Here is a 19348-nt window from a genome sequence, read left to right as displayed (position 1 = left end):
CTATTCGGCGGCTGCCGGAACATCGGTCAATGCCGACCGGATCGCTGCCGCGTTCACGTCGTCATGTTCGGCAATCACGACCAAACGGCCCTGCCGCGGCTCGTTCGGGCCCCACGGGCGGTCGAACTGGTGGCGGACGCGGGCACCCACGGCTTGTACCAGCAGGCGCATGGGTTTGCCGGTGACGGCGGCGTAGCCTTTGACGCGCAGGATGTTCTGGCTCTTTGCCATGGCTTCGATCCGGGCGACGAGGTCGGTGGGATCGTCCACTTCGGGGATGTCGATGATGACGCTCTCGAAATCGTCATGTTCGTGGTCGTCATGGCCGTCGTGGTGGCTAGGGCGTGCGTCCATGTCGTCTTCGGCGGCGGCCTCAAGCCCGAGGATCACGCGGGGGTCCACGGCGCCTTCGGCCACTTCGACGATCGGAAGGGGGCGGGGGGCCTCGGCTGCGATGATCTCTTTGGCCCTGGCGATGCCGTCGGGCCCGGCGAGGTCGGGTTTGGTCAGCAGGATGATGTCGGCGCAGCTGATCTGATCTTCGAACACTTCGGAAAGCGGCGTTTCGTGATCAAGGCTGTCATCGGCTTCGCGCTGCGCGTCTACGGCGGCGACGTCAGGGGCGAACCGGCCTGCGGCCACAGCCTCGGCATCCGCCAGCGCGATCACGCCGTCCACGGTGATGCGGCTGCGGATATCGGGCCAGTCGAAGGCCTTGAGAAGCGGTTTGGGCAGGGCGAGGCCCGAGGTTTCGATCAGGATATGCTCGGGTTGCGGGTCGAGGGCCATGAGCGCCTCGATTGTCGGGATGAAGTCGTCGGCCACGGTGCAGCAGATGCAGCCGTTGGCCAGTTCCATGATATTTTCGGCAGGACAATCGGGGATGGCGCAGCTTTTGAGGATGTCGCCATCGACACCCACGTCGCCAAATTCATTGACCACGACAGCAAGGCGCTTGCCCTGCGGGTTCTGCATCAGGTGACGCACAAGGGTGGTTTTGCCCGAGCCGAGAAAGCCGGTGATGACGGTGACGGGGACTTTGTTGAGGTTGGCCATATCAGAACTCCTGCGGGGGGATGCGGGCGATGCAGTTTTTACGGAAATGTTCGGGGCGTTCGCGCCAGGGGACGATACCGTCGGCAGTTGCAGCGTATTTGGAGATGCCGTCGACAACCATGTCGGCGTCGCGGTCCTCCATCAGGTTACCGTAGACATAGGTCCAGCGCTGCGCGCCGCCGCGGACGGCGACGGAGCAGCCGGATGAGCAGTTGGAGAGGCATTCGACGGCCTTGAGCGTCACGCCCTCGGACATGGTGCGGTTTGCGAGTTCTGCATGCAGCGCTTCGCCGGGGCGTGTGCCGCCTTCGGGCACGTCCAGCTCGCGGCGGCATTTCACGCAGACCAAGAGTTCCACGGGGGGCAGATCGGCCATGTGTGTTCCCTATCGGGGGACGGCATGGCAGATGGCGGGCGGCGACTGGCCGTGGCGTCCCGACACCCGGCACACCCCGTCCGGTTTCGTCTTCCTCTGGCTGGCAGGTCTCCCGGCTTGCGGATCTTGAGGCATCCATCGGGGGCCTCTGCGGTTGCCCTGCCTTCCCGGCCTTTGGCCAGTGGCGTGGAGCACCCTTTCCGGTCACGGTCGCGGGGGCGGCTGCGTTTGGACCTTGCGGCCCGCGGCATTCCCTTTTCACCCGAAGCAAACCTCGGGCACCAACATCACCGTAGTGCGACCGACCGCCAGCGGAGTCAAGCGCCAACGACGCTGGCACTGCCGGCAAATCCATGGCACCACATGGCTCAGTCGCAAGGAGGACGCCATGGACGACATCACCGAACGCCACAACGCCAAGATGAAAAAGATCAAGGCCGCCCGCGACAAGATGATGGAGACCAAGACCGAAGAAAAAGGTCTGATCATCGTCCATACGGGACCGGGCAAGGGCAAATCCTCGTCCGGGTTCGGGATGATCATGCGCTGCATCGCACATGGGATGCCTTGCGCCGTGGTGCAGTTCATCAAGGGAAATTGGGATACGGGCGAAAAGACGTTCCTGCGCGACCGCTTTGCGGAGAAATGCCAGTTTTTCGTTTCTGGTGAAGGGTTTACATGGGAAACCCAGGATCGCGAACGCGACGTGGCCGCGGCCGAGAACGGCTGGCGCATCGCCAGGGAGCAGATATTGGACCCGGGGATCCAATTTGTTCTGCTGGATGAAATCAACATCGCATTGCGCTATGATTATCTCGATATTGACGAGGTCGTCGATTTCCTGATGAAGCAGAAACCTCCGATGACGCATGTTGTGCTGACGGGCCGCAACGCCAAGCCCGAATTGATCGAGGCCGCGGACCTGGTCACCGAGATGACGCTGGTGAAACACCCGTTCAAGGATCTGGGCGTCAAGGCACAGAAGGGTGTCGAGTTCTGAGCCGGGCGCACGACACGTGCGCCTTACGAGGGGAGCGCCATGATCGTCGGCCACGCACCTGCAGGCTACCTGCTGGCCTGTGCCACTGATCGCAGCTTTTTTCGCGATCCCGTGATGTTCTGGGCCATCATCATCGGTGCGATTGCGCCCGATCTGGATACGGTCTGGTTGCTGTTTGTCGATGGCGGCGCGGTGCGTCATGACAGCTATCTCACGCATGACCCGACCCTGTGGGCGGTGATGCTGTTTTTCGGGGTTGTTTTGACGTCCCGCGTTCTCATTGGCGTCGGCTTGGGCGCGCTTTTGCACATGGTTCTGGATACCATTACCGGCGACATATCATGGGGCTGGGGTACGTTTTCCTTTTCCGGACCATTGGTTGTCCTGCTTGGCGCAGAAGACGATTGGTTCGTGTCAACCGTGCTTCACTGGACGATCTTTATCGAGCTTGCGCTATGGTCGGTTGCCGGGGTTGTCTTTGTCGCGCGGCGCGAGCTGGAACCACCGGAATGACGGCGCTGATGATCCAGGGCACCGGGTCCAACGTGGGCAAGTCGATGCTGGTCGCGGGCCTCTGCCGGGCGGCGGTCATACGAGGGCTGTCCGTGGCCCCCTTCAAGCCGCAAAACATGTCGAACAATGCCGCCGTCACCGTGGATGGGGGCGAGATTGGACGGGCGCAGGCACTGCAGGCGATGGCGAGCGGACTGGAGCCGCATACCGACATGAACCCGGTCTTGCTGAAGCCGGAAACCGATGTGGGCAGTCAGGTGGTCGTGCAAGGCAAGCGCCTGACGACGGTCAAGGCGCGTGAGTATTCCGCTTTGAAACCGTCCCTGATGGCCCCGGTGCTGGACAGCTTCAACCGGTTGCAGGCGCGCCATGACCTGGTGCTGGTCGAAGGGGCGGGCAGCCCGGCCGAGGTGAATTTACGCCCCGGCGACATTGCCAATATGGGATTTGCCAGAGCGGCGGACTGCCCTGTCGTGTTGGCGGGCGACATCGACCGGGGCGGGGTGATCGCGCAGATCGTGGGCACGCAGGCGGTCATTGATCCCAACGACGCCGACGTGATCCGTGGCTTTCTGATCAATCGTTTCCGGGGTGATCCCAGCCTCTTTGATGACGGTTATGCGTTGATCGAACAGCACACTGGCTGGCGCGGATTTGGCGTGGTGCCGTGGTTCGGCGATGCCTGGAAATTACCGGCAGAAGATGCCCTGGACATCGCGACGCCCGTCCGCGCGGGCGGGCTGCATATCGTCTGCCTGAAGCTGTCGCGCATCGCCAATTTCGATGATCTGGACCCGCTGGCGCAGGAACCGGGCGTGCGCCTGACGATGCTGCACGCGGGCCAACCGCTGCCCGCTGACACGGACGTGGTGATCATCCCCGGCAGCAAGTCCACCCGCGGCGATCTGCAATTCATCAAGGATCAGGGCTGGGACGAGGATGTGCGCGCGCATGTGCGGCGCGGCGGTCATGTGCTGGGCATCTGCGGCGGCTTTCAGATGCTGGGCCGCGTGGTGGATGACCCGGACGGGATTGAGGGGCCCGCGGGCCACACGCCGGGCATTGGCCTTTTGGATGTGGACACGGTGATGTCGGATGACAAACGTCTGACCACCGTCGACGCGGTGCATGTGCCCAGCGGTCAGGGCTTTCAGGGGTACGAGATCCATATCGGGCGCAGCGACGGCCCCGACCGGGCCCGACCCTTCGCGCAGGTGGCCGGAGAGGACGAGGGGGCGATCAGCGCAGATGGCCGAGTGGCGGGCAGCTACCTGCACGGCATGTTCCGCGATGACGGGTTCCGGCGCGCGTGGCTTGGCGGGTTTGGTATCAGCGGCGGCACTGCGTCCTACTCCGACACGGTCGCAACAACGCTGGACGCGCTGGCCGATCACCTTGAGGCGCATCTGGATATCGACGCGCTTTTGGCTTGCGCGCGCTAGGGCTGCCGATCACAGTTCAACCATGCCGCATATCATTCTCGATTACTCCGCCAGTCTCGACGAGGCGCTCGACATGCATAGCCTGCGCGTGACGCTCAAGGATGCCGCAGCGGCCACGGGTGTCGTTCCACCCGCGGGCATCCGGGTGCGCGCGCACGCCACGCAGCACAGCGTGATTGCAGACGGCGATCCCCGCCGCGCTGACATCGGCATCACGATCCGCCTGGCGGCCGGCCGCACCGATGCGCAACAGACCAAGGCAACGGACGCTGTCTTTGACGCGGCCAGGGTATTCACCGCCAGCCATATGGCCCAATACCCCTTCATGCTGTCGCTGGAGCTGCGCGAGATCGACCCGCACCACAGCCGCAAGATCGGTTGGATCAGGGACCACCTGCCGCCCGACATGCACTGATACCTTCTTCTGGCTTAAAATACTTCGGGGGTTTGGGGGCAGAGCCCCCATTCAATCATGTCGTCGCGGCACGCGTCCGCCGGATCAGTCGAATTTGAATTCGGGCAGTTGATCAAAGGCGACCTTCAGCGCCTCGCCCCAGCCGTTCGATACCATCTGGAAATACGGATCGTCCGCCTCGATCCGCTCTTCGTGCGTGATGGCAAGGCTGTCGCCGGTATAGGTCACGTAGTCCAGCGGCAAACCAACGGACAGGTTCGACTTGATGGTCGAATCAAAACTCACCATCAGCAGCTTCACCGCATCCTCGAACCGCATCGCGGGATCATGGGCGCGCACGATGATGGGCTTGCCGTATTTCGCCTCGCCAATCTGAAAGAACGGCGTGTCGTCGGACGCTTCGATGAAGTTGCCTTCCGGATAGACCAGAAAAAGGCGTGGCTCTGACCCCTTGATCTGACCGCCGATAATCATCGTGGCGCCAAAGGCGCCGTCCGCCTCCATGCCAGTTGTCGCGTTGGCGCCGATCACCTCCTTCAGGGTACGGCCGACCTCGCGGGCCACCTGAAACATCGACGGGGCCTCCAAGATCGAGGGCTTGCGCTCTTCCGGGGCCTTTGAACGTTCGTCGAGCAGGGAGATCACGGACTGTGTCGTCGCGAGGTTTCCGGCGGTCATGATCACAATGACCCGCTCGCCCGGCACGGCCCATGTGTGCATCTTTTTGACGGTGGATATATTGTCGACACCTGCATTGGTACGCGTGTCGGACATGAAGATCAGCCCGGTGTCCAACCGCATCCCTACGCAATATGTCATATCTTGTGTGTTCCCACCCGACTCGCGCCAAATCTGCGCTATTGCTGCTGAACCTTCAAGCTCACAGACATATCTTCCGCTGCGTTACCATAGCGTAAACCCGAGATCGGGGCTGCATCGCGGTAGTCGAGGCCGGTGGCGACGCGGACATAGCGGGCGTCGGGTGAAATCCCATTCGAGATATCGAACCCAACCCAGCCCAGATTGTCGATATGCGCCTCGGCCCAGGCATGGCTTGCATCCTGGTCCACCCGGTCGTTCATCATCAGATAGCCGGACACATAGCGGGCCGGAAAACCCAAGGCGCGCGCCGCGGTGACAAAGATATGGGCGTGATCCTGGCATACGCCATGCCCGGCCTCCATCACGTCTTCGGCGCTCAGGTCGGACGCCGCTTGATCGGTGGAATAGGGCACGGCCTCCAGCACAAGGGATGACAGGGCGTGCAACCGGTCAACCGCCGCACCCTCCCGCGGGGCTGCGTCGATCAGTGTACGAACGCGCGCACCAACCTTGGTCAGCGACGTGCTGCGCCGGAACAGCCAAAGGGGCACATACCCCCCTGCGGACCGACGATGCCGGACTTGTCCTCGACATCGACAGTGCCGGAACAGGTGATCTCAATCTCGGACTGGCCGGGGGTAAAACTGAGCAGATCCACGGAATTTGCGTGCTCATCCTCGAACGACACTTCGACCTTGCCACCGGTCACGTCGATCTGCCAGTCCTCGACCACCTGACCCGGACGGGACTTGGGGCGCAGGCGGATCTGCTGCAAGCCATAAGGCACAGGGGCATCGTAGGTGTAATGGGTCTTGTGATTGATTTTGAGGCGCATGGGTTTATTCGCTGAACCGATAGTCTATTTCGATCTGACGGCCCAGCGTCGCACTGTCGCGCAGGAAGTCGGTGATGAACTCGTGTAGTCCGTAGTCGAATATGGCGTTCATGTCATGCGATCGGAATTTTGAGCACAGGGCATCTGCCAGGGACTGACAGGTGTGGCGCGTCCCATATTCCTTTTCGAGGTAGCCCAGGTTGTCGCCAATCTTGCCATAACAAAAGGCCAGACTACGGGGCAGGCGGCCATCCAGGATCAGGAAACGCGCAATCGTGCGGGGATCCACGTCGCCGTCATGCAGGGTCTGGTACGCCCGCGTGGTCGATGTCGCGCGCAGGATCGTGTCCCACTGGACATTGTCGGACGGACTGCCGACCAGCCGGACGGACGGCAACAGGATGTAATATTTCTGGTCGATGATCCGCGCCGTGTTGTCGGCCCGTTCATAGAAGGTGCCGATGCGCGCGAAATTATAGATGTGGTTGCGCACCATGGTCCCGTGCAGCGCCCCGCGCACGAATGCACTGCGCTGCCGGATCACCTGCAGGACGCGCGGCAGGTCACGGTCTTGGATAGGTTTGGCCAGCAGTCGTTTCAGCACCATGTAGCATTCGTTCACGGCCTCCCACACCTCGCGGGTGAGCGCAGTGCGCACCACGCGTGCGTTGACGCGGGCCGCTTCGATCCCGGCCATGACAGAGCCCGGATTGTTGGGATCGCGCAGCAGAAAGTCGATGACCTTGGGACCTTCGGGCGCGCCATGTGCGGCCGCGTAGGCGGCGCTCAGGCCGGTTGAGGACAGGATCGAGGTCCATTCACTTTCCGCCGCACTCGACCGTGTCAGCGAAATGCGCAGGCCCGCGTCAATCATGCGCGCCGTGTTTTCGGCCCGTTCGAGATAGCGAAACATCCAGAAGAGCCCGCCCGCGGTCTTGCCCAGCATTGCGCTACTCCTCCAGCACCCAGGTGTCTTTGGTCCCGCCGCCTTGGGACGAGTTCACCACAAGCGACCCTTCGGTCAGGGCCACGCGGGTCAGCCCGCCCGGCGTGATGTCGATCCGGTCTGGCGAGACAAGGACGAAGGGCCGCAAATCCACGTGCCGCGGGGCGAGCCCCGCGTCGGTGAGGATCGGCACGGTGGACAGCGCCAGCGTGGGCTGGGCGATGTAATTGCCGGGCGCCGCTTCCAGCTTGGCGCGGAACTTTTCGATCTCTTTCTTCGACGCTGCCGGGCCCACGAGCATCCCGTATCCGCCCGAGCCGTGCACCTCCTTGACTACCAGATCGGCCAGGTTGTCGAGCACGTATTTCAGCGCCTCGGGTTCCGAACACCGATGCGTCGGCACGTTTTTGAGGATTGCCTTTTCGCCGGTGTAGAACTCCACGATGTCCGGCATGTAGCTGTAGATCGCCTTGTCATCCGCGATGCCGGTGCCCGGCGCATTGGCGATGGTGATCCCGCCCGCGCGGTAGACATCCATGATCCCCGGCACGCCCAGCACAGAATCCGGGTTGAAGTTCATCGGGTCGAGATATTCGTCGTCCACCCGGCGGTAGAGCACGTCAATGGGCTTGTACCCCCGCGTCGTGCGCATGGCCACGCGCCCGTCCACCACGCGCAGGTCATGCCCCTCGACCAGTTCTGCGTTCATCTGGTCGGCGAGAAAGGCGTGTTCGTAATAGGCGGAGTTGTGGATGCCGGGCGTCAGGACGGCGATCGTGGGGCGCCCGCTGCACGCGTTCGGGGCGCAGGCGGCCAGCGATTTGCGCAAAGAGCGCGGGTATTGGCTGACGGACTGCACCTTGATCTTGCTGAAAAGCTCCGGGAACATATGCAGCATGGTTTCGCGGTTTTCGAGCATATAGCTCACGCCCGACGGGGTCCGCGCGTTGTCTTCCAGCACAAAGAACTCGTCGTCACCGGTGCGCACCAGGTCGGTGCCCACGATATGGGTATAGATGTCGCCCGGAGGCGAAACACCAATCATTTCCGGCAGAAAGGCATCGTTGCGGGCGATCATCTCGGCGGGCAGGCGGCCCGCGCGCACGATCTCCTGCCGGTGGTAGATGTCGTGCAGGAACGCGTTGAGCGCCCGCACGCGCTGCTCGATCCCCTTGGCGACCTTGGCCCATTCGCGCGCCGCGATAATGCGCGGGACCAGGTCAAACGGGATCAACCGTTCGGTGGCGTCCGGGTCGCCATAGACGTTGAAGGTCACGCCAATGAGTCGGAACAGCGCTTCGGCCTCTTCCGACTTGGCCAACAACCGGGCGGTATCTTCGTGATTGAACCAGTTGCAGTATTCGGCATAGGGGGCACGTGCATCGGTGCCATGGCCGAACATCTCATCGAAGTAGCTGGGTGTGTTAACCATTTGTCCCAGCGTGCATATTCTGTTCCGTATCGCAACAGCGCTGTTTCAAACCGTTTGAAAAACGCGCGGTGTCCGAGGGTTAGGTAGCTTCAAAACCGTTTCATCTGCTCAATCTGCCAGCAGATGGCGCTGCTTTGTGTCCGCGTCTTGCCATTCAGGCGTATAGGGCGCGCGGTAGATGTCGGTTTTTTCCGTATTTTGAAAGAGAAGAAGATGGGACATGCGCCCTTTTGTCAGAGGGCGCGCATTAAGGTTAACTGCCGTTAAGGTTAAGGCGACTTGGAAAAGCCTGGCGCAGTAACCGCCCATTAACCCTGCGCGCGCTTTACACCCCGTGCGGTACAGGCTGCCGAGCCGATGACCGCAAGAGGAGAAGCCTCGCCATCCCGCCTGCGTTCCGCCTTGCGGTAGGGCCGGATGGCGCGGTGGACCTGTTCTTCTTCTTTTTCAAAATACGGAAAAGCCCGACCTCGCATCATGTGGGGCGTTCGTGACTGGACGCGGCGGGCGCTTTGCTGGACGCTGCGCACATCACGATACGTCACAGGAAACCGCAATGCCCGCCCCCTGCATCATCTGCGTCGCCATCACCGGCTCGGTCCCTCAGAAATCCGACAACCCCGCAGTGCCCATCACCGTGGCGGAGCAGATCGAAAGCACCCATGCCGCCTTTGAGGCGGGCGCCAGCATCTGCCATGCCCATGTGCGCAACGATGACGGGTCACCTACGTCGGACCCGGACAGGTTCGCGCTTCTTAAGGAAGGCGTCGAAAGGCATTGCTCCGGCATGATCATACAGCTGTCCACCGGTGGCCGTTCGGGCGCGGGTAAGGCGCGCGGCGGCATGCTGCCCTTGCGCCCCGACATGGCATCGCTGTCAGTGGGGTCGAACAATTTCCCGACGCGGGTGTACGAGAACCCGCCCGACCTCGTGGACTGGCTCGCGGCCAAGATGATAACCCATGATGTGAAGCCCGAGATCGAGGCGTTTGACCTCAGCCACATCTTCAAGGCGGCTCAGATGCACGGCAAGGGCCAGATCAAGGACACGCCCTATGTCCAGTTCGTGATGGGGGTGAAAAACGCGATGCCGGTCGACCGGCGCGCCTTTGAGTTCTATGTCGAAACCGTGGGTCGTCTCTTTCCCGGTGCGCCCTGGTGCGCGGCTGGCATCGGGGCCAACCAGATCGTCCTGAACGAGTGGGCGGTGGCCGCAGGGGGCCATGCACGCACGGGGCTTGAGGACAACGTGCGCCTGGACAAAAACACGCTAGCGCCCTCCAACGCGGCGCTGGTCGCGCGGTTGGTCGACATCTGCGCCGAACACGACCGTCCGGCGGCAACCCCGGCGCAGGCCCGCGCCATCCTGGGCCTGCGCGCCAGCTGACAAAGTGCCCTAGCGTCACACAGGCCATCCGGTGGACACGGCCCGGTTGATCCGCCACCCTGCGGATCAGCAGGAGGAGATCGCCCATGGACATGTCATTCACGCTTCGACCCGAGAACCGGGACCTTCTGGACAGGGTGGCCACCATGATCCGGGACGAGATCATGCCGCTCGAAGACGAATACGCCGCCGAAGTCGCCAAGGGGGATCGCTGGCAATACACCGAGCGGCAGACAGAAATCCTCGAAGGGCTCAAGGCCAAGGCCAAGACCGCGGGTCTGTGGAACTTCTGGCTGACCGACAGCGACAAGGGGTTTGGCCTGTCCACCGTCGAATACGCCCATTTCGCCGAAGAGATGGGCAAGACGCCGCTGGGCGCCGAGGTCTTCAACTGCTCCGCCCCCGACACCGGCAATATGGAGGTGTTCGAGCGTTACGGCACCGAGCAGATGAAATCGGACTGGCTCGCGCATTTGCTCGAGGGGAAAATCCGCTCTGCCTATTTGATGACGGAACCCGATGTCGCCTCGTCCGACGCCACCAACATCTCGATGTCCTGCTTGCGCGACGGCGATCACTACGTCCTGAACGGGGAAAAATACTGGGCCAGCGGCGCAGGCGATCCGCGTTGCAGGGTCTATATCGTCATGGTCAAGACAGGCGGCGACGACCTGCCCAAGCACAAGCGCCAGTCGATGATCGTTGTGCCCGCGGGAACGGAGGGGATCGAGGTCCTGCGCCCCATGCTGGTTTACGGACACGACGACGCACCGCACGGCCACATGCACATCCGCTTTACGGACGTCCGCGTGCCCGCCGAAAACATCCTGCTGGGCGAGGGGCGCGGGTTCGAGATTGCCCAGGGCCGTCTTGGGCCCGGCCGCATCCATCACTGCATGCGCGCCATCGGTCAGGCCGAAGCGGCCCTTGCGTTGATGTGCAAACGCTCGCTGTCGAAGGAGGCGTTCGGCAAGCCGCTGGCCCAGCTTGGCGCCAACTATGACATCATCGCAGAATGCCGGATGGAGATCGAGATGGCGCGGCTTCTGTGCCTCAAGGCCGCCTGGATGATGGACCAGGGCGATGCGCGCGCCGCCGCGCCCTGGATCAGCCAGATCAAGGTCGTTGCACCGCGTGTCTCGCTCAAGGTGATCGACGAGGCGGTGCAGATGCACGGCGGGCAGGGGATCAGTCAGGATACGCCGCTCGCCATTGCCTGGACGCACCAGCGGACATTGCGTTTGGCCGACGGTCCCGACGCTGTGCACCGCCGGCAGGTCGCGCGGGCCGAGTTGAAGAAATACACCCAGCAAAAGATGTAGGGCCAAAGACCGGCTCAGTTTCCAGCATAAAGCTGTTGCATCGCGCAGCTGGAAAACGTGTCGTTTTCCAGCTGTTTTCCGGGTCGGAAAACACTTGCGCCGTGCCGTCCAAGCGCCGAAGGTTCTTGGCATGAAGGACCACGCGCCCTCTCTTGTGCCGCTGCGCCCGCCGGAAACGGTGCTGCGCCTGTCGCGCATGGGGCAAATGATGCCGACGCGGCTGTCCTTCCTGCGCGTTCTTCTCCGCCGTCTCTGCGCCGAACGGGCCACCATCACGCGCCGCGCATGGGAGATGTCCGGCGAAGGCCACGGGCGCGCGGTCTATTCCATCGCGCTCGGCGGCCATACCTACTCACTCGTGGCGATTTCCAACGATTTGCCCGCCGATCAACGCAGCGACCGCGTGATCGCGACCGCATGGGACGCGGCCTTTGTCCTTTTTGACGGTGTGCCGGGGCCGCAGGACATTGACCGGATTGCGGCGCAGGCCCCGAAACAGGAGGGCGGTCGCTTTGGCCCGCGCGATCTGGTCCTCAGCCGCGCCAACAAGTCCGTCCGCATGTGGGAGGCGACGGTGGCCGCCTTGCGCGCCGGTCGCCAGCCCGACCCGGACATGATCCGCGACATCGGCTATCTGATGCGCACCACAGCCGTTTACGGCAACGGCAAGTTCGGCATTGCCGACAGACATCTGATTGCGGATCGGCCCGGCCTTGATGGCCCCTTTGCCGCCGAGATGCTGACCGTCTACCTGATCCGCCATTTCACGCTCGACCTTGTCCAGCACGTGGGCGGTGCGCCACTTGATCCGAACCTCGCCCGGCATCTGGGCATCGGCAATGCCACGGGCCTTGGCATGGCGCCGTTTCTGGTCAACCACCCTGTCTTGCTGCACAACTGGATGCAGGCGCGCGAAACGGCGCTTGCGCGTGTAATCGGGCGCGAGACGCTGACAGATACGCACGCGGCGCGCTTGCGCGACCTGGCGCACCGCGCCCGCGCGCACCTTGCCGACTGGCATGTTCCGGCAGAAGATCACGACGCGATCCTGCGCCAGCTTGAAGTGGACTGGGACGCCTTCCTGCCGAATTTCGACGCACCGGTGTCCTTCGCGGCTCTGTGGACGGCAGGGCAATCCCAGTCCGTAAGCCTGCAAGAGCTGCTGGCCGCCCTGCTGATCGAGGCATGCCCCGATGATGTCGACGATCTGACCGCTGACATGGGCGATCCCCACGGTCCGCTTGTGCCGCCCTTTGCCGACACCCATGCGATAACATCCGCAATCGCGCGCGATTGGGCCTGGGCCCTCAACTGCGACTACAGCGCGTCCGACCAGTGCCGCCGGTTCTGGTATGTCAGCGCCGCCAAGCTCGAACCGCGCCTGGGCGACCGCTTTGCCGAGCCGGGGGCCGAGTTGGAAACCCCGCTCGACATCGCGCGGCGTGTGGCGCGACTGCACGCCGACCTTCCGGCTCAGGCGATCCCGGTGTCCGCCTTCACCGCACAACACCCCGAACACGCCCACGCCATCGCCCGCGTGGCCCTGCTGGCGCGCTACCCATACGCGGAAATTCGCGACAATCTCATTGCTGCGACCTGTCGCCCCATTGATATGTTGCGATGCAAGCTCAGCTTCTTTGGTGCGACGACGTTTGATCCCAAGTCTGACCTGTGGACCCGCATCACGCTGGCCCAGGGCGCGCCCTTGGGTGACGAACTGCGTCCCGAGATAGATGATTGGTGGCTTCCGGTGATGGAGCGATGAGCATGTCATGGACCGAAGTACAGAACCTGGGCGTCAAAGCGGCCAGCGGGGCCGGGGTGCCGCCCGCACAGGCCCTTGCGTTTGGATCAATGCTGGCGCGCCACGTGGCCGATGATGGCCCGCAGGGCGCCGTGACGGCTGCGCTGTCCGAACCGGATCGGATCGTGGGGCTCGCGCACAAGGTCGAAACGATTGTCGAGGCGGCCTCGGTCTCCTCCAAACCCGTCCTCGCCAAGGAAGAGGATGCAGGCACCCGCGCCATGCTGGTCAGCTGGATCGCCGGACTGCCCTGCAAATCCGAACTTGAGGTCGCCGGGGCCAAGCTGCGCATCAACCTGTCCCTGACAGAACCCAGCACGCGTGGACGGCCCGAGCGGCTGCATCTGGAGCCGTCGCTGGCCGCCCTGATGACCGAACTGGCCGCCAAGACCTATGTCCCCGACAGCGCGGCATCGCGCTCAGGTGGCGCGGGTGCCGGGCTGATGGAACTCGACTGACGCCACAAACGGATCGGCGGGATACCCGACGCCCGCTAGGTACAGACCGTCCGGCGGGCACACGGGGCCACAGGCCGCACGGTCACAGGCCACAAGCGCTGCCTTCACATCTTCCGGCGCCCACGCCCCAGCCCCCACACGCTCCAGCGTGCCCACGAAACTGCGCACCTGGTTGTGCAGGAACGACCGCGCCCGCACGTCGAACTGCACCTCGGGCCCATGCGGACTGTCCACGCGCGTCACATCGAGCCGGTCCAACGTCTTGACCGGGCTGTCGGCCTGACAGATCGAGGATCGGAAGGTGGTAAAGTCATGCCGCCCGACCAGATGATCGGCACCGGCCTGCATCGCTTCCACATCCAGCGCGGCATTCACACGCCACACGAGGCCCTTGAGATGCGTGACAGGCGCGCGGCGCATCAGGATGCGAAACAGATAGCGCCGCTCGCGGGCGGAAAACCTTGCGTGCCAATCGCCCGCCACCTGCGCGCAGGCCACAATCGCCACCGGATCCGGTTTCAGATGATGGTTCAACGCCTCCGACAGCCGAAAGGGATCCCAGTCCTTCTCCATGTCGCAATGGGCCACCTGCGCCAGCCCATGAACACCCGCATCGGTGCGCCCCGCAGCGGCAATGGTGTGGTCGCGCGGCTCCAGCTTGGCCAGGGCGTGTTCAATCGCACCCTGCACCGAAGGCTGGTCCGCCTGCCGCTGCCATCCGGCAAAGGGGCCACCATGGTATTCAACTCGCAGGGCATATCGGGGCATGGCGACCCACCTAGCTTCAAAACCGGCCCATCGCAACGGCGCGGCTCAAATTGAGCTTCGCCCAATTCGCAAGCAAAACGCCACCCCACGGCCTTTCCGGGGCGCTTGCTCATTCTCTGGTTCAAAAAATCCCCGCCGGAGGCTCCCGCACTCTGGGCAGGCACAACATCCAAACTGGCACGCCGCACCGCAACACCTTACATGGTGCTCAAAGATCAAAGGGGTGCTACGTGGTTTTGACGACAATTGCCGATGGGGTGCTGGATGTGGCCCAGGGCATTTACGACACCGGCGCGGACCTCTTTGGGGATACGACCATCCGTCTGGGGGTCACGGGGCTCGCGCGGTCGGGCAAGACGGTGTTCATCACCTCACTGGTGGCCAACCTGCTGGATCAGGGACGCATGCCGCACCTCCTCGCGGCAAGCGAGGGGCGCATCGCTGCGGCCTACCTGCAACCGCAACCGGACGACACGGTGCCCCGGTTCGATTACGAGGCGCATATGGGCGCACTCACCGGCCAGCCCCCGCATTGGCCCGACAGCACGCGCGCCGTCAGCGAGTTGCGCGTGTCGCTCAAGGTCAAGCCGAACGGGCTGCTGGCCGGGTTGCAGGGGCCGCGCACCGTGCATCTCGACATCATCGACTACCCCGGCGAATGGCTTCTGGACTTGGGCCTGCTGGATCAAGGCTATGACGACTGGTCGGCCACGACCCTGTCCCGCCTCGAAAACCGCGACAGCGCGGAGACCTTCCGCGATGCCCTGGCCGCCATCGACGGGGCCGAAAAACTGGATGAGCCGAAGGCGAAGACACTGGCCGCCGCCTTCACAGACTACCTGCACGCCGCCCGCGCCGCGGGCTATTCCGACTGCACGCCCGGTCGCTTTCTGCTGCCCGGCGATCTCGCAGGCTCGCCCGTGCTGACCTTCGCACCCCTGCCGCCCGGCGACGCCCCCCGCCGCTCGCTCCGGCGCGAGATGGCGCGCCGCTACGAGGCCTACAAGGCGCAGGTCGTCCGCCCCTTCTTTCGCGATCACTTCGCCCGCATCGACCGGCAGGTCGTGCTGGTGGACGCGCTGGGCGCCATCCACAACGGCCCCGCTGCGGTCGAGGACATGCGCACCGCCATGTCCGAGATCCTGTCGGCCTTCCGCCCCGGTCGCAACGCGTTCCTCAGCCAGATCTTTCGTGGCAAGCGCGTGGAGCGGATCCTCTTTGCCGCGACCAAGGCGGATCACGTCCACCACGCCCAGCACGCCCGCCTGACCGCCATCATGGAGGCGCTCACGCGCGAGGCCCGCGACCGGGCACGCTTTGCCGGGGCCAACACGCAGGCGCTGGCCATCGCCGCCCTGCGCGCCACGACCGAGGAAACCATGCAGCATGACGGCGCACCGCTCGACGTGGTGCGCGGCACGCTGCTCGATACGGGCAAGCAGGCGGCGTTCTACCCCGGCGCGCTGCCAGAGGATCCGTCCCACATCCTGTCGCCCGCCGCAAACGGGGCGCAAGACTGGCTGAACGGCGACTACGAGGTCATGCGCTTTGCCCCCGCCGCACTCAGCCTGCGCCCCGGCGACGGCCCGCCCCATATTCGCCTCGACCGGGCGGCTCAGTTCCTGTTCGGGGACAAGCTGTGACGCATCTGCGCCCCGCCCAACCCACCGATGCCGGCGCCGTGGGCGCGATCCTGTCGGGCTTCATCGACGGCACGCCGTGGATGCCGCGCATCCACACACGGGCCGAGGATCTGTCCTTTGCCGGGCACATGATCGAACAGGGCTGGGTCACGGTGGCCGAGCAGAGCGGCGCGGTGCGGGCCTTTTCAGCGCGCAACGGCACGGATGTCCACGCGCTCTATGTCTCGGACGCAGCACAGGGGCAGGGGATCGGCGCCGCGCTGCTCTCGCACATGCAAGCCGCAACCGACCATCTCACGCTCTGGACCTTTCAGGCCAACACCGGCGCGCAGCGCTTCTATCTGCGCCACGGCTTTGCGGAGGCCGAACGTACCGACGGCAGCCGCAACGATGAAGGGCTGCCCGACATCCGCTACGACTGGCACAAGGAAACCGCATGATGGCCAAAGGCCCCGTTCTGATCGAGATCGAGGATGAACCGGCACCTCAAGTGGCCGAGGCACCGCCCGTGCCCGACATCGGACCGGCCGCCGCGCCACGCGGCGACGCGATGCAGATGGCCGCCCGTGTCGCGACCGCAAAACCATCACGGCTCGGGCGGCTCTTCTGGGGGCTCGCGGGCGCGCTTCTGACCGCCGTGCTCAGTGCGGCCGCGTGGAATTTCGTGACCGCCTGGATCGACCGCGCGCCGCTTCTGGGCTGGGCGTTCACGGGCCTACTTGCGGCATTCGTGCTGACGCTTCTGGTCATTGCGCTGCGCGAGCTTGCGGCCCTGCGGCGGCTGACCCGGCTCGACGGGCTGCGCCACGCGGCTGCACAGGCGCTGGAACAGAACGATCTGGCCGCTGCCCGCACGGTGACAGACCGTCTCGACGCGCTCTACCGCGCGCGGCCTGAAACCGAATGGGGCCGGGCCCGCCTGTCGGAATTGCGCGGCGATCAGATGGACGCCGCGGGCCTTCTGGCGCTGGCCGAGGACACGCTCATCGCCCCGCTGGATCAGGCCGCCGAACGCGAGGTCGAGGCCGCGGCTCGCCAGGTCGCCACAGTCACCGCACTCGTGCCGCTGGCGCTCGCCGACGTGGCGGCGGCGCTCACGGCCAATCTGCGCATGATCCGCCGCATCGCCGAGGTGTACGGTGGGCGCGGGGGACTTCTGGGCAGTTGGCGGCTGACCCGCGCGGTGATGGCGCATCTCGTGGCCACTGGCGCCGTGGCCGTGGGCGACGACATGCTCGAACCCGTGCTCGGCGGCTCCATCCTGGGCAAGCTCTCGCGCCGCTTCGGCGAGGGGCTGGTCAACGGCGCGCTTACCGCCCGCGTGGGTGTCGCCGCCATGGAAGTCTGCCGCCCGCTGGCCTTTCAGGCGGGCCACCGCCCCAAAGCCCGGCGCCTGGTGAAACAGGCGCTTGGCGGCCTATTTCAGACACAACGCAGCACCAACGGACAGGAGTGAGCCATGGAAACCTTTGCCCCCGACCTGACAACGATGGTGCGCACCCCGCTCACCGACGAACATGTCGCCGCAATGCGCCGTGTGGGCACGCTCGTCGACGTCAAGGCGGGTGAATACTTTCAGCGCCCGGGCGAGCGCACCGATACGTTCCACTACCTCTTGTCCGGAGAGACGGAAGCGGTGAATTCACAGACCGGCCGGCGCTATGGCAATGCCACGCTCGGGCCGGGACAGTTCTTCGGCGAACTGGCCTTTCTGAACGGCGGTCGCGCCTTCATGGGCGCGCGCGCCGTGCAGGACACACAATTGCTGTGTGTCACGCGCGAGGACATGCTCAAGCTGATGGCCGACATGCCCGATATGTCCGACATCATCATCACCGTGTTCGCTGCGCGCCGCCGCCGTATGCTCGATCTGTCCGAAGGCGGGCTGACCCTGATCGGGGGCGAGGTCGACCGCGACGTCCGCCGCATCGCCAGCTTCGCCTCGCGCAACCGCATCCCCTTTGTCGAGGTCGAGATCGACAGCGCCGAGGGCAATGATCTGGCCAGCCAGTGCAGCATCAACCGCGCCCACCCCGCAGTGGTCTTTGCCAAGCACCAGGTGATCGACCCGCCCACGCCGCGCGGCGTGGCGCAGACGCTGGGCCTCGATATGGCGCTGCGCAAGGAGGACGTCTATGACGTGGCGATCGTCGGCGGCGGTCCCGCAGGCGTCGCTGCAGGGGTGTATGCCGGGGCCGAAGGGCTCTGCGCCGTTGTGCTCGAAGACCTTGCCATCGGCGGGCAGGCAGGCACGTCGTCGCGGATCGAGAATTACATGGGCTTTCCCACCGGCATCTCTGGCGGTGACCTCGTGGGCCGGGGCGAGGTGCAGGCGATGAAATTCGGCACCCGCTTTGCCGTACCGGTCCGGGCCACCGAGCTCATGCAATGCGAAAAGCACCTGTTCCATATCAAGCTCGACAATGACGACTGGGTGTCGGCCAAGGCGCTGATCGTGGCCACCGGCGTGCAATACCGCCGCCTGCCGCTCGACCGCCTGGAAGAGCTGGAGGGCAGCGGCGTCTACTACGCGGCGACGGATGTCGAGGCGCGCTATTGCAAGGACACGGAAGTGGCCGTGATCGGCGGCGGCAACTCGGCGGGGCAGGCGGCCATGTTCCTCGCGCGCTCGGCACGGCATGTGCACGTGCTCGTGCGCGGCGAAAGCCTTGCGTCGTCCATGTCCGACTACCTGCTGCAACGGCTGCAAAGCCACCCCAGGATCACCATCCACATCTGCACCGAGGTCAAGGAACTGCACGGCGACGACCGGCTCGACGCCATAACCGTCCGCGACCGGCGCGGCGGGCAGGATTGGACGCTGAACACCAAGGCGCTGTTCGTCATGGTGGGGGCCGCGCCCAACACCAAATGGCTGTCGGACCTGGTCGAGCTCGATGACAAGGGGTACGTCAAAACCGGCCCGGACGTGGGCGCCCTCAGCGGCTACGAAACCTCGCGCCCCGGCATATTTGCCGTGGGTGACGTGCGCGCTGGATCGGTCAAGCGGGTGGCAAGTGCCGTGGGCGAAGGGTCGGTGGTGATGTCGGCGGTCTGGGCGCACATCGCGGACCGGTGATGGCGCTTGCGCATGGGCACTGAACTGCCGCCTTCAAAGGTCTGGAAAAC

General features: G+C 64.4%; 20 protein-coding genes and 1 riboswitch. Of the genes, 12 read left to right on the top strand and 8 right to left on the bottom strand.

Features of this window, described 5'->3' with window-relative positions; genetic code table 11:
- Positions 1–1056 (bottom strand): cobalamin biosynthesis protein CobW, encoded by a 1056-nt coding sequence (gene cobW, locus BWR18_RS10970; protein ID WP_076628204.1) that lies wholly within the window; start codon positions 1054–1056, stop codon positions 1–3.
- Position 1057: 1 nt separating this feature from the next.
- Positions 1058–1432 carry a DUF1636 family protein gene (locus BWR18_RS10965; protein ID WP_076628202.1) on the bottom strand — a complete coding sequence of 125 codons (375 nt, stop codon included), beginning with the start codon at positions 1430–1432 and terminating at the stop codon, positions 1058–1060.
- Positions 1433–1517: 85 nt separating this feature from the next.
- Positions 1518–1733: riboswitch (cobalamin riboswitch) on the bottom strand.
- Between the two features lie 87 nt (positions 1734–1820).
- On the opposite strand from BWR18_RS10965, the gene cobO reads away from it, so the two are divergent.
- From cobO to BWR18_RS10945, 4 genes are read left to right on the top strand one after another with little or no spacing between them, the layout of a single operon-like run.
- On the top strand, positions 1821–2432 hold the full coding sequence (gene cobO / locus BWR18_RS10960) for a cob(I)yrinic acid a,c-diamide adenosyltransferase (RefSeq protein ID WP_076628200.1): 612 nt from the start codon (positions 1821–1823) through the stop codon (positions 2430–2432).
- A gap of 39 nt (positions 2433–2471) precedes the next feature.
- The gene (locus tag BWR18_RS10955; protein WP_076628198.1) at positions 2472–2945 is read left to right on the top strand and encodes a hypothetical protein; all 474 of its coding nucleotides are present in this window, start codon (positions 2472–2474) and stop codon (positions 2943–2945) included.
- A complete protein-coding gene (locus BWR18_RS10950; RefSeq protein ID WP_076628196.1) occupies positions 2942–4387 on the top strand; it encodes a cobyric acid synthase in 1446 nt (481 codons plus the stop codon). Before BWR18_RS10955 ends, BWR18_RS10950 begins: the two co-directional genes overlap by 4 nt.
- Before the next feature lie 22 nt (positions 4388–4409).
- Positions 4410–4802, top strand: a complete 393-nt coding sequence (locus BWR18_RS10945) for a 5-carboxymethyl-2-hydroxymuconate Delta-isomerase (RefSeq protein ID WP_076628194.1) — start codon at positions 4410–4412, stop codon at positions 4800–4802.
- Positions 4803–4886: 84 nt separating this feature from the next.
- On the opposite strand, the gene BWR18_RS10940 is transcribed toward BWR18_RS10945, so the two are convergent.
- The 5 genes from BWR18_RS10940 to BWR18_RS10925 are packed head-to-tail and all read right to left on the bottom strand — an operon-like array spanning position 4887 to position 8837.
- Positions 4887–5621: a proteasome-type protease gene (locus BWR18_RS10940; protein WP_076628193.1), complete on the bottom strand. Its 735-nt coding sequence runs from the start codon at positions 5619–5621 to the stop codon at positions 4887–4889.
- A 38-nt stretch (positions 5622–5659) separates the two neighbouring features.
- Positions 5660–6175: a transglutaminase family protein gene (locus BWR18_RS22375; protein ID WP_368073612.1), complete on the bottom strand. Its 516-nt coding sequence runs from the start codon at positions 6173–6175 to the stop codon at positions 5660–5662.
- Positions 6139–6459 (bottom strand): transglutaminase N-terminal domain-containing protein, encoded by a 321-nt coding sequence (locus tag BWR18_RS22370; protein WP_368073611.1) that lies wholly within the window; start codon positions 6457–6459, stop codon positions 6139–6141. The genes BWR18_RS22375 and BWR18_RS22370 overlap by 37 nt, the downstream gene beginning before the upstream one ends.
- A 4-nt stretch (positions 6460–6463) precedes the next feature.
- Positions 6464–7405 carry an alpha-E domain-containing protein gene (locus BWR18_RS10930; RefSeq protein ID WP_076628191.1) on the bottom strand — a complete coding sequence of 314 codons (942 nt, stop codon included), beginning with the start codon at positions 7403–7405 and terminating at the stop codon, positions 6464–6466.
- Positions 7406–7409: 4 nt separating this feature from the next.
- Positions 7410–8837: a circularly permuted type 2 ATP-grasp protein gene (locus tag BWR18_RS10925; RefSeq protein ID WP_076628189.1), complete on the bottom strand. Its 1428-nt coding sequence runs from the start codon at positions 8835–8837 to the stop codon at positions 7410–7412.
- A gap of 556 nt (positions 8838–9393) precedes the next feature.
- On the opposite strand from BWR18_RS10925, the gene BWR18_RS10920 reads away from it, so the two are divergent.
- The 4 genes from BWR18_RS10920 to BWR18_RS10905 all read left to right on the top strand — a co-directional run bounded on the left by BWR18_RS10920 (position 9394) and on the right by BWR18_RS10905 (position 13808).
- Positions 9394–10224, top strand: coding sequence for a 3-keto-5-aminohexanoate cleavage protein (locus BWR18_RS10920; protein WP_076628187.1), 831 nt, complete (start codon positions 9394–9396; stop codon positions 10222–10224).
- A gap of 86 nt (positions 10225–10310) precedes the next feature.
- Positions 10311–11546: an acyl-CoA dehydrogenase family protein gene (locus BWR18_RS10915; RefSeq protein WP_076628185.1), complete on the top strand. Its 1236-nt coding sequence runs from the start codon at positions 10311–10313 to the stop codon at positions 11544–11546.
- A 130-nt stretch (positions 11547–11676) separates the two neighbouring features.
- Positions 11677–13311: a hypothetical protein gene (locus BWR18_RS10910; RefSeq protein ID WP_076628184.1), complete on the top strand. Its 1635-nt coding sequence runs from the start codon at positions 11677–11679 to the stop codon at positions 13309–13311.
- 2 nt (positions 13312–13313) lie between these two features.
- Complete coding sequence (locus BWR18_RS10905; RefSeq protein ID WP_076628182.1) at positions 13314–13808, top strand: hypothetical protein; 495 nt, start codon at positions 13314–13316, stop codon at positions 13806–13808.
- Here the strand turns inward: BWR18_RS10905 and truA are convergent.
- Positions 13770–14576, bottom strand: coding sequence for a tRNA pseudouridine(38-40) synthase TruA (gene truA, locus BWR18_RS10900; RefSeq protein ID WP_076628180.1), 807 nt, complete (start codon positions 14574–14576; stop codon positions 13770–13772). The two genes, BWR18_RS10905 and truA, sit on opposite strands and share 39 nt — an antisense overlap.
- Positions 14577–14806: 230 nt before the next feature.
- On the opposite strand from truA, the gene BWR18_RS10895 reads away from it, so the two are divergent.
- The 4 genes from BWR18_RS10895 to BWR18_RS10880 are packed head-to-tail and all read left to right on the top strand — an operon-like array spanning position 14807 to position 19298.
- A complete protein-coding gene (locus BWR18_RS10895) occupies positions 14807–16219 on the top strand; it encodes a YcjX family protein (RefSeq protein ID WP_076628178.1) in 1413 nt (470 codons plus the stop codon).
- Entirely contained in the window at positions 16216–16659 is a 444-nt protein-coding gene (locus BWR18_RS10890) for a GNAT family N-acetyltransferase (protein ID WP_076628176.1), read from the top strand. The genes BWR18_RS10895 and BWR18_RS10890 overlap by 4 nt, the downstream gene beginning before the upstream one ends.
- A complete protein-coding gene (locus tag BWR18_RS10885) occupies positions 16659–17675 on the top strand; it encodes a YcjF family protein (protein WP_076630260.1) in 1017 nt (338 codons plus the stop codon). The genes BWR18_RS10890 and BWR18_RS10885 overlap by 1 nt, the downstream gene beginning before the upstream one ends.
- A gap of 3 nt (positions 17676–17678) precedes the next feature.
- Complete coding sequence (locus tag BWR18_RS10880; protein ID WP_076628175.1) at positions 17679–19298, top strand: FAD-dependent oxidoreductase; 1620 nt, start codon at positions 17679–17681, stop codon at positions 19296–19298.
- The last annotated feature ends 50 nt before the right edge of the window (positions 19299–19348 follow it).

This window comes from Tateyamaria omphalii (assembly GCF_001969365.1).
GTDB lineage: Bacteria > Pseudomonadota > Alphaproteobacteria > Rhodobacterales > Rhodobacteraceae > Tateyamaria > Tateyamaria omphalii_A.
Note: the sequence above shows the minus strand (reverse complement) of the source record. Positions and strands in the feature narration are given on the sequence as shown.

Bases quoted from the DNA above. Each gene is read 5' to 3' on its own strand.
- BWR18_RS22370 (WP_368073611.1), bottom strand. From the start codon at position 6,459: ATGCGCCTCAAAATCAATCACAAGACCCATTACACCTACGATGCCCCT.
- BWR18_RS10885 (WP_076630260.1), top strand. From the start codon at position 16,659: ATGGCCAAAGGCCCCGTTCTGATCGAGATCGAGGATGAACCGGCACCT.
- BWR18_RS10905 (WP_076628182.1), top strand. From the start codon at position 13,314: ATGTCATGGACCGAAGTACAGAACCTGGGCGTCAAAGCGGCCAGCGGG.
- BWR18_RS10920 (WP_076628187.1), top strand. From the start codon at position 9,394: ATGCCCGCCCCCTGCATCATCTGCGTCGCCATCACCGGCTCGGTCCCT.
- cobW (WP_076628204.1), bottom strand. From the start codon at position 1,056: ATGGCCAACCTCAACAAAGTCCCCGTCACCGTCATCACCGGCTTTCTC.
- truA (WP_076628180.1), bottom strand. From the start codon at position 14,576: ATGCCCCGATATGCCCTGCGAGTTGAATACCATGGTGGCCCCTTTGCC.
- cobO (WP_076628200.1), top strand. From the start codon at position 1,821: ATGGACGACATCACCGAACGCCACAACGCCAAGATGAAAAAGATCAAG.
- BWR18_RS10950 (WP_076628196.1), top strand. From the start codon at position 2,942: ATGACGGCGCTGATGATCCAGGGCACCGGGTCCAACGTGGGCAAGTCG.
- BWR18_RS10940 (WP_076628193.1), bottom strand. From the start codon at position 5,621: ATGACATATTGCGTAGGGATGCGGTTGGACACCGGGCTGATCTTCATG.
- BWR18_RS10945 (WP_076628194.1), top strand. From the start codon at position 4,410: ATGCCGCATATCATTCTCGATTACTCCGCCAGTCTCGACGAGGCGCTC.
- BWR18_RS10930 (WP_076628191.1), bottom strand. From the start codon at position 7,405: ATGCTGGGCAAGACCGCGGGCGGGCTCTTCTGGATGTTTCGCTATCTC.
- BWR18_RS10965 (WP_076628202.1), bottom strand. From the start codon at position 1,432: ATGGCCGATCTGCCCCCCGTGGAACTCTTGGTCTGCGTGAAATGCCGC.
- BWR18_RS10910 (WP_076628184.1), top strand. From the start codon at position 11,677: ATGAAGGACCACGCGCCCTCTCTTGTGCCGCTGCGCCCGCCGGAAACG.
- BWR18_RS10925 (WP_076628189.1), bottom strand. From the start codon at position 8,837: ATGGTTAACACACCCAGCTACTTCGATGAGATGTTCGGCCATGGCACC.
- BWR18_RS10955 (WP_076628198.1), top strand. From the start codon at position 2,472: ATGATCGTCGGCCACGCACCTGCAGGCTACCTGCTGGCCTGTGCCACT.
- BWR18_RS10915 (WP_076628185.1), top strand. From the start codon at position 10,311: ATGGACATGTCATTCACGCTTCGACCCGAGAACCGGGACCTTCTGGAC.
- BWR18_RS10880 (WP_076628175.1), top strand. From the start codon at position 17,679: ATGGAAACCTTTGCCCCCGACCTGACAACGATGGTGCGCACCCCGCTC.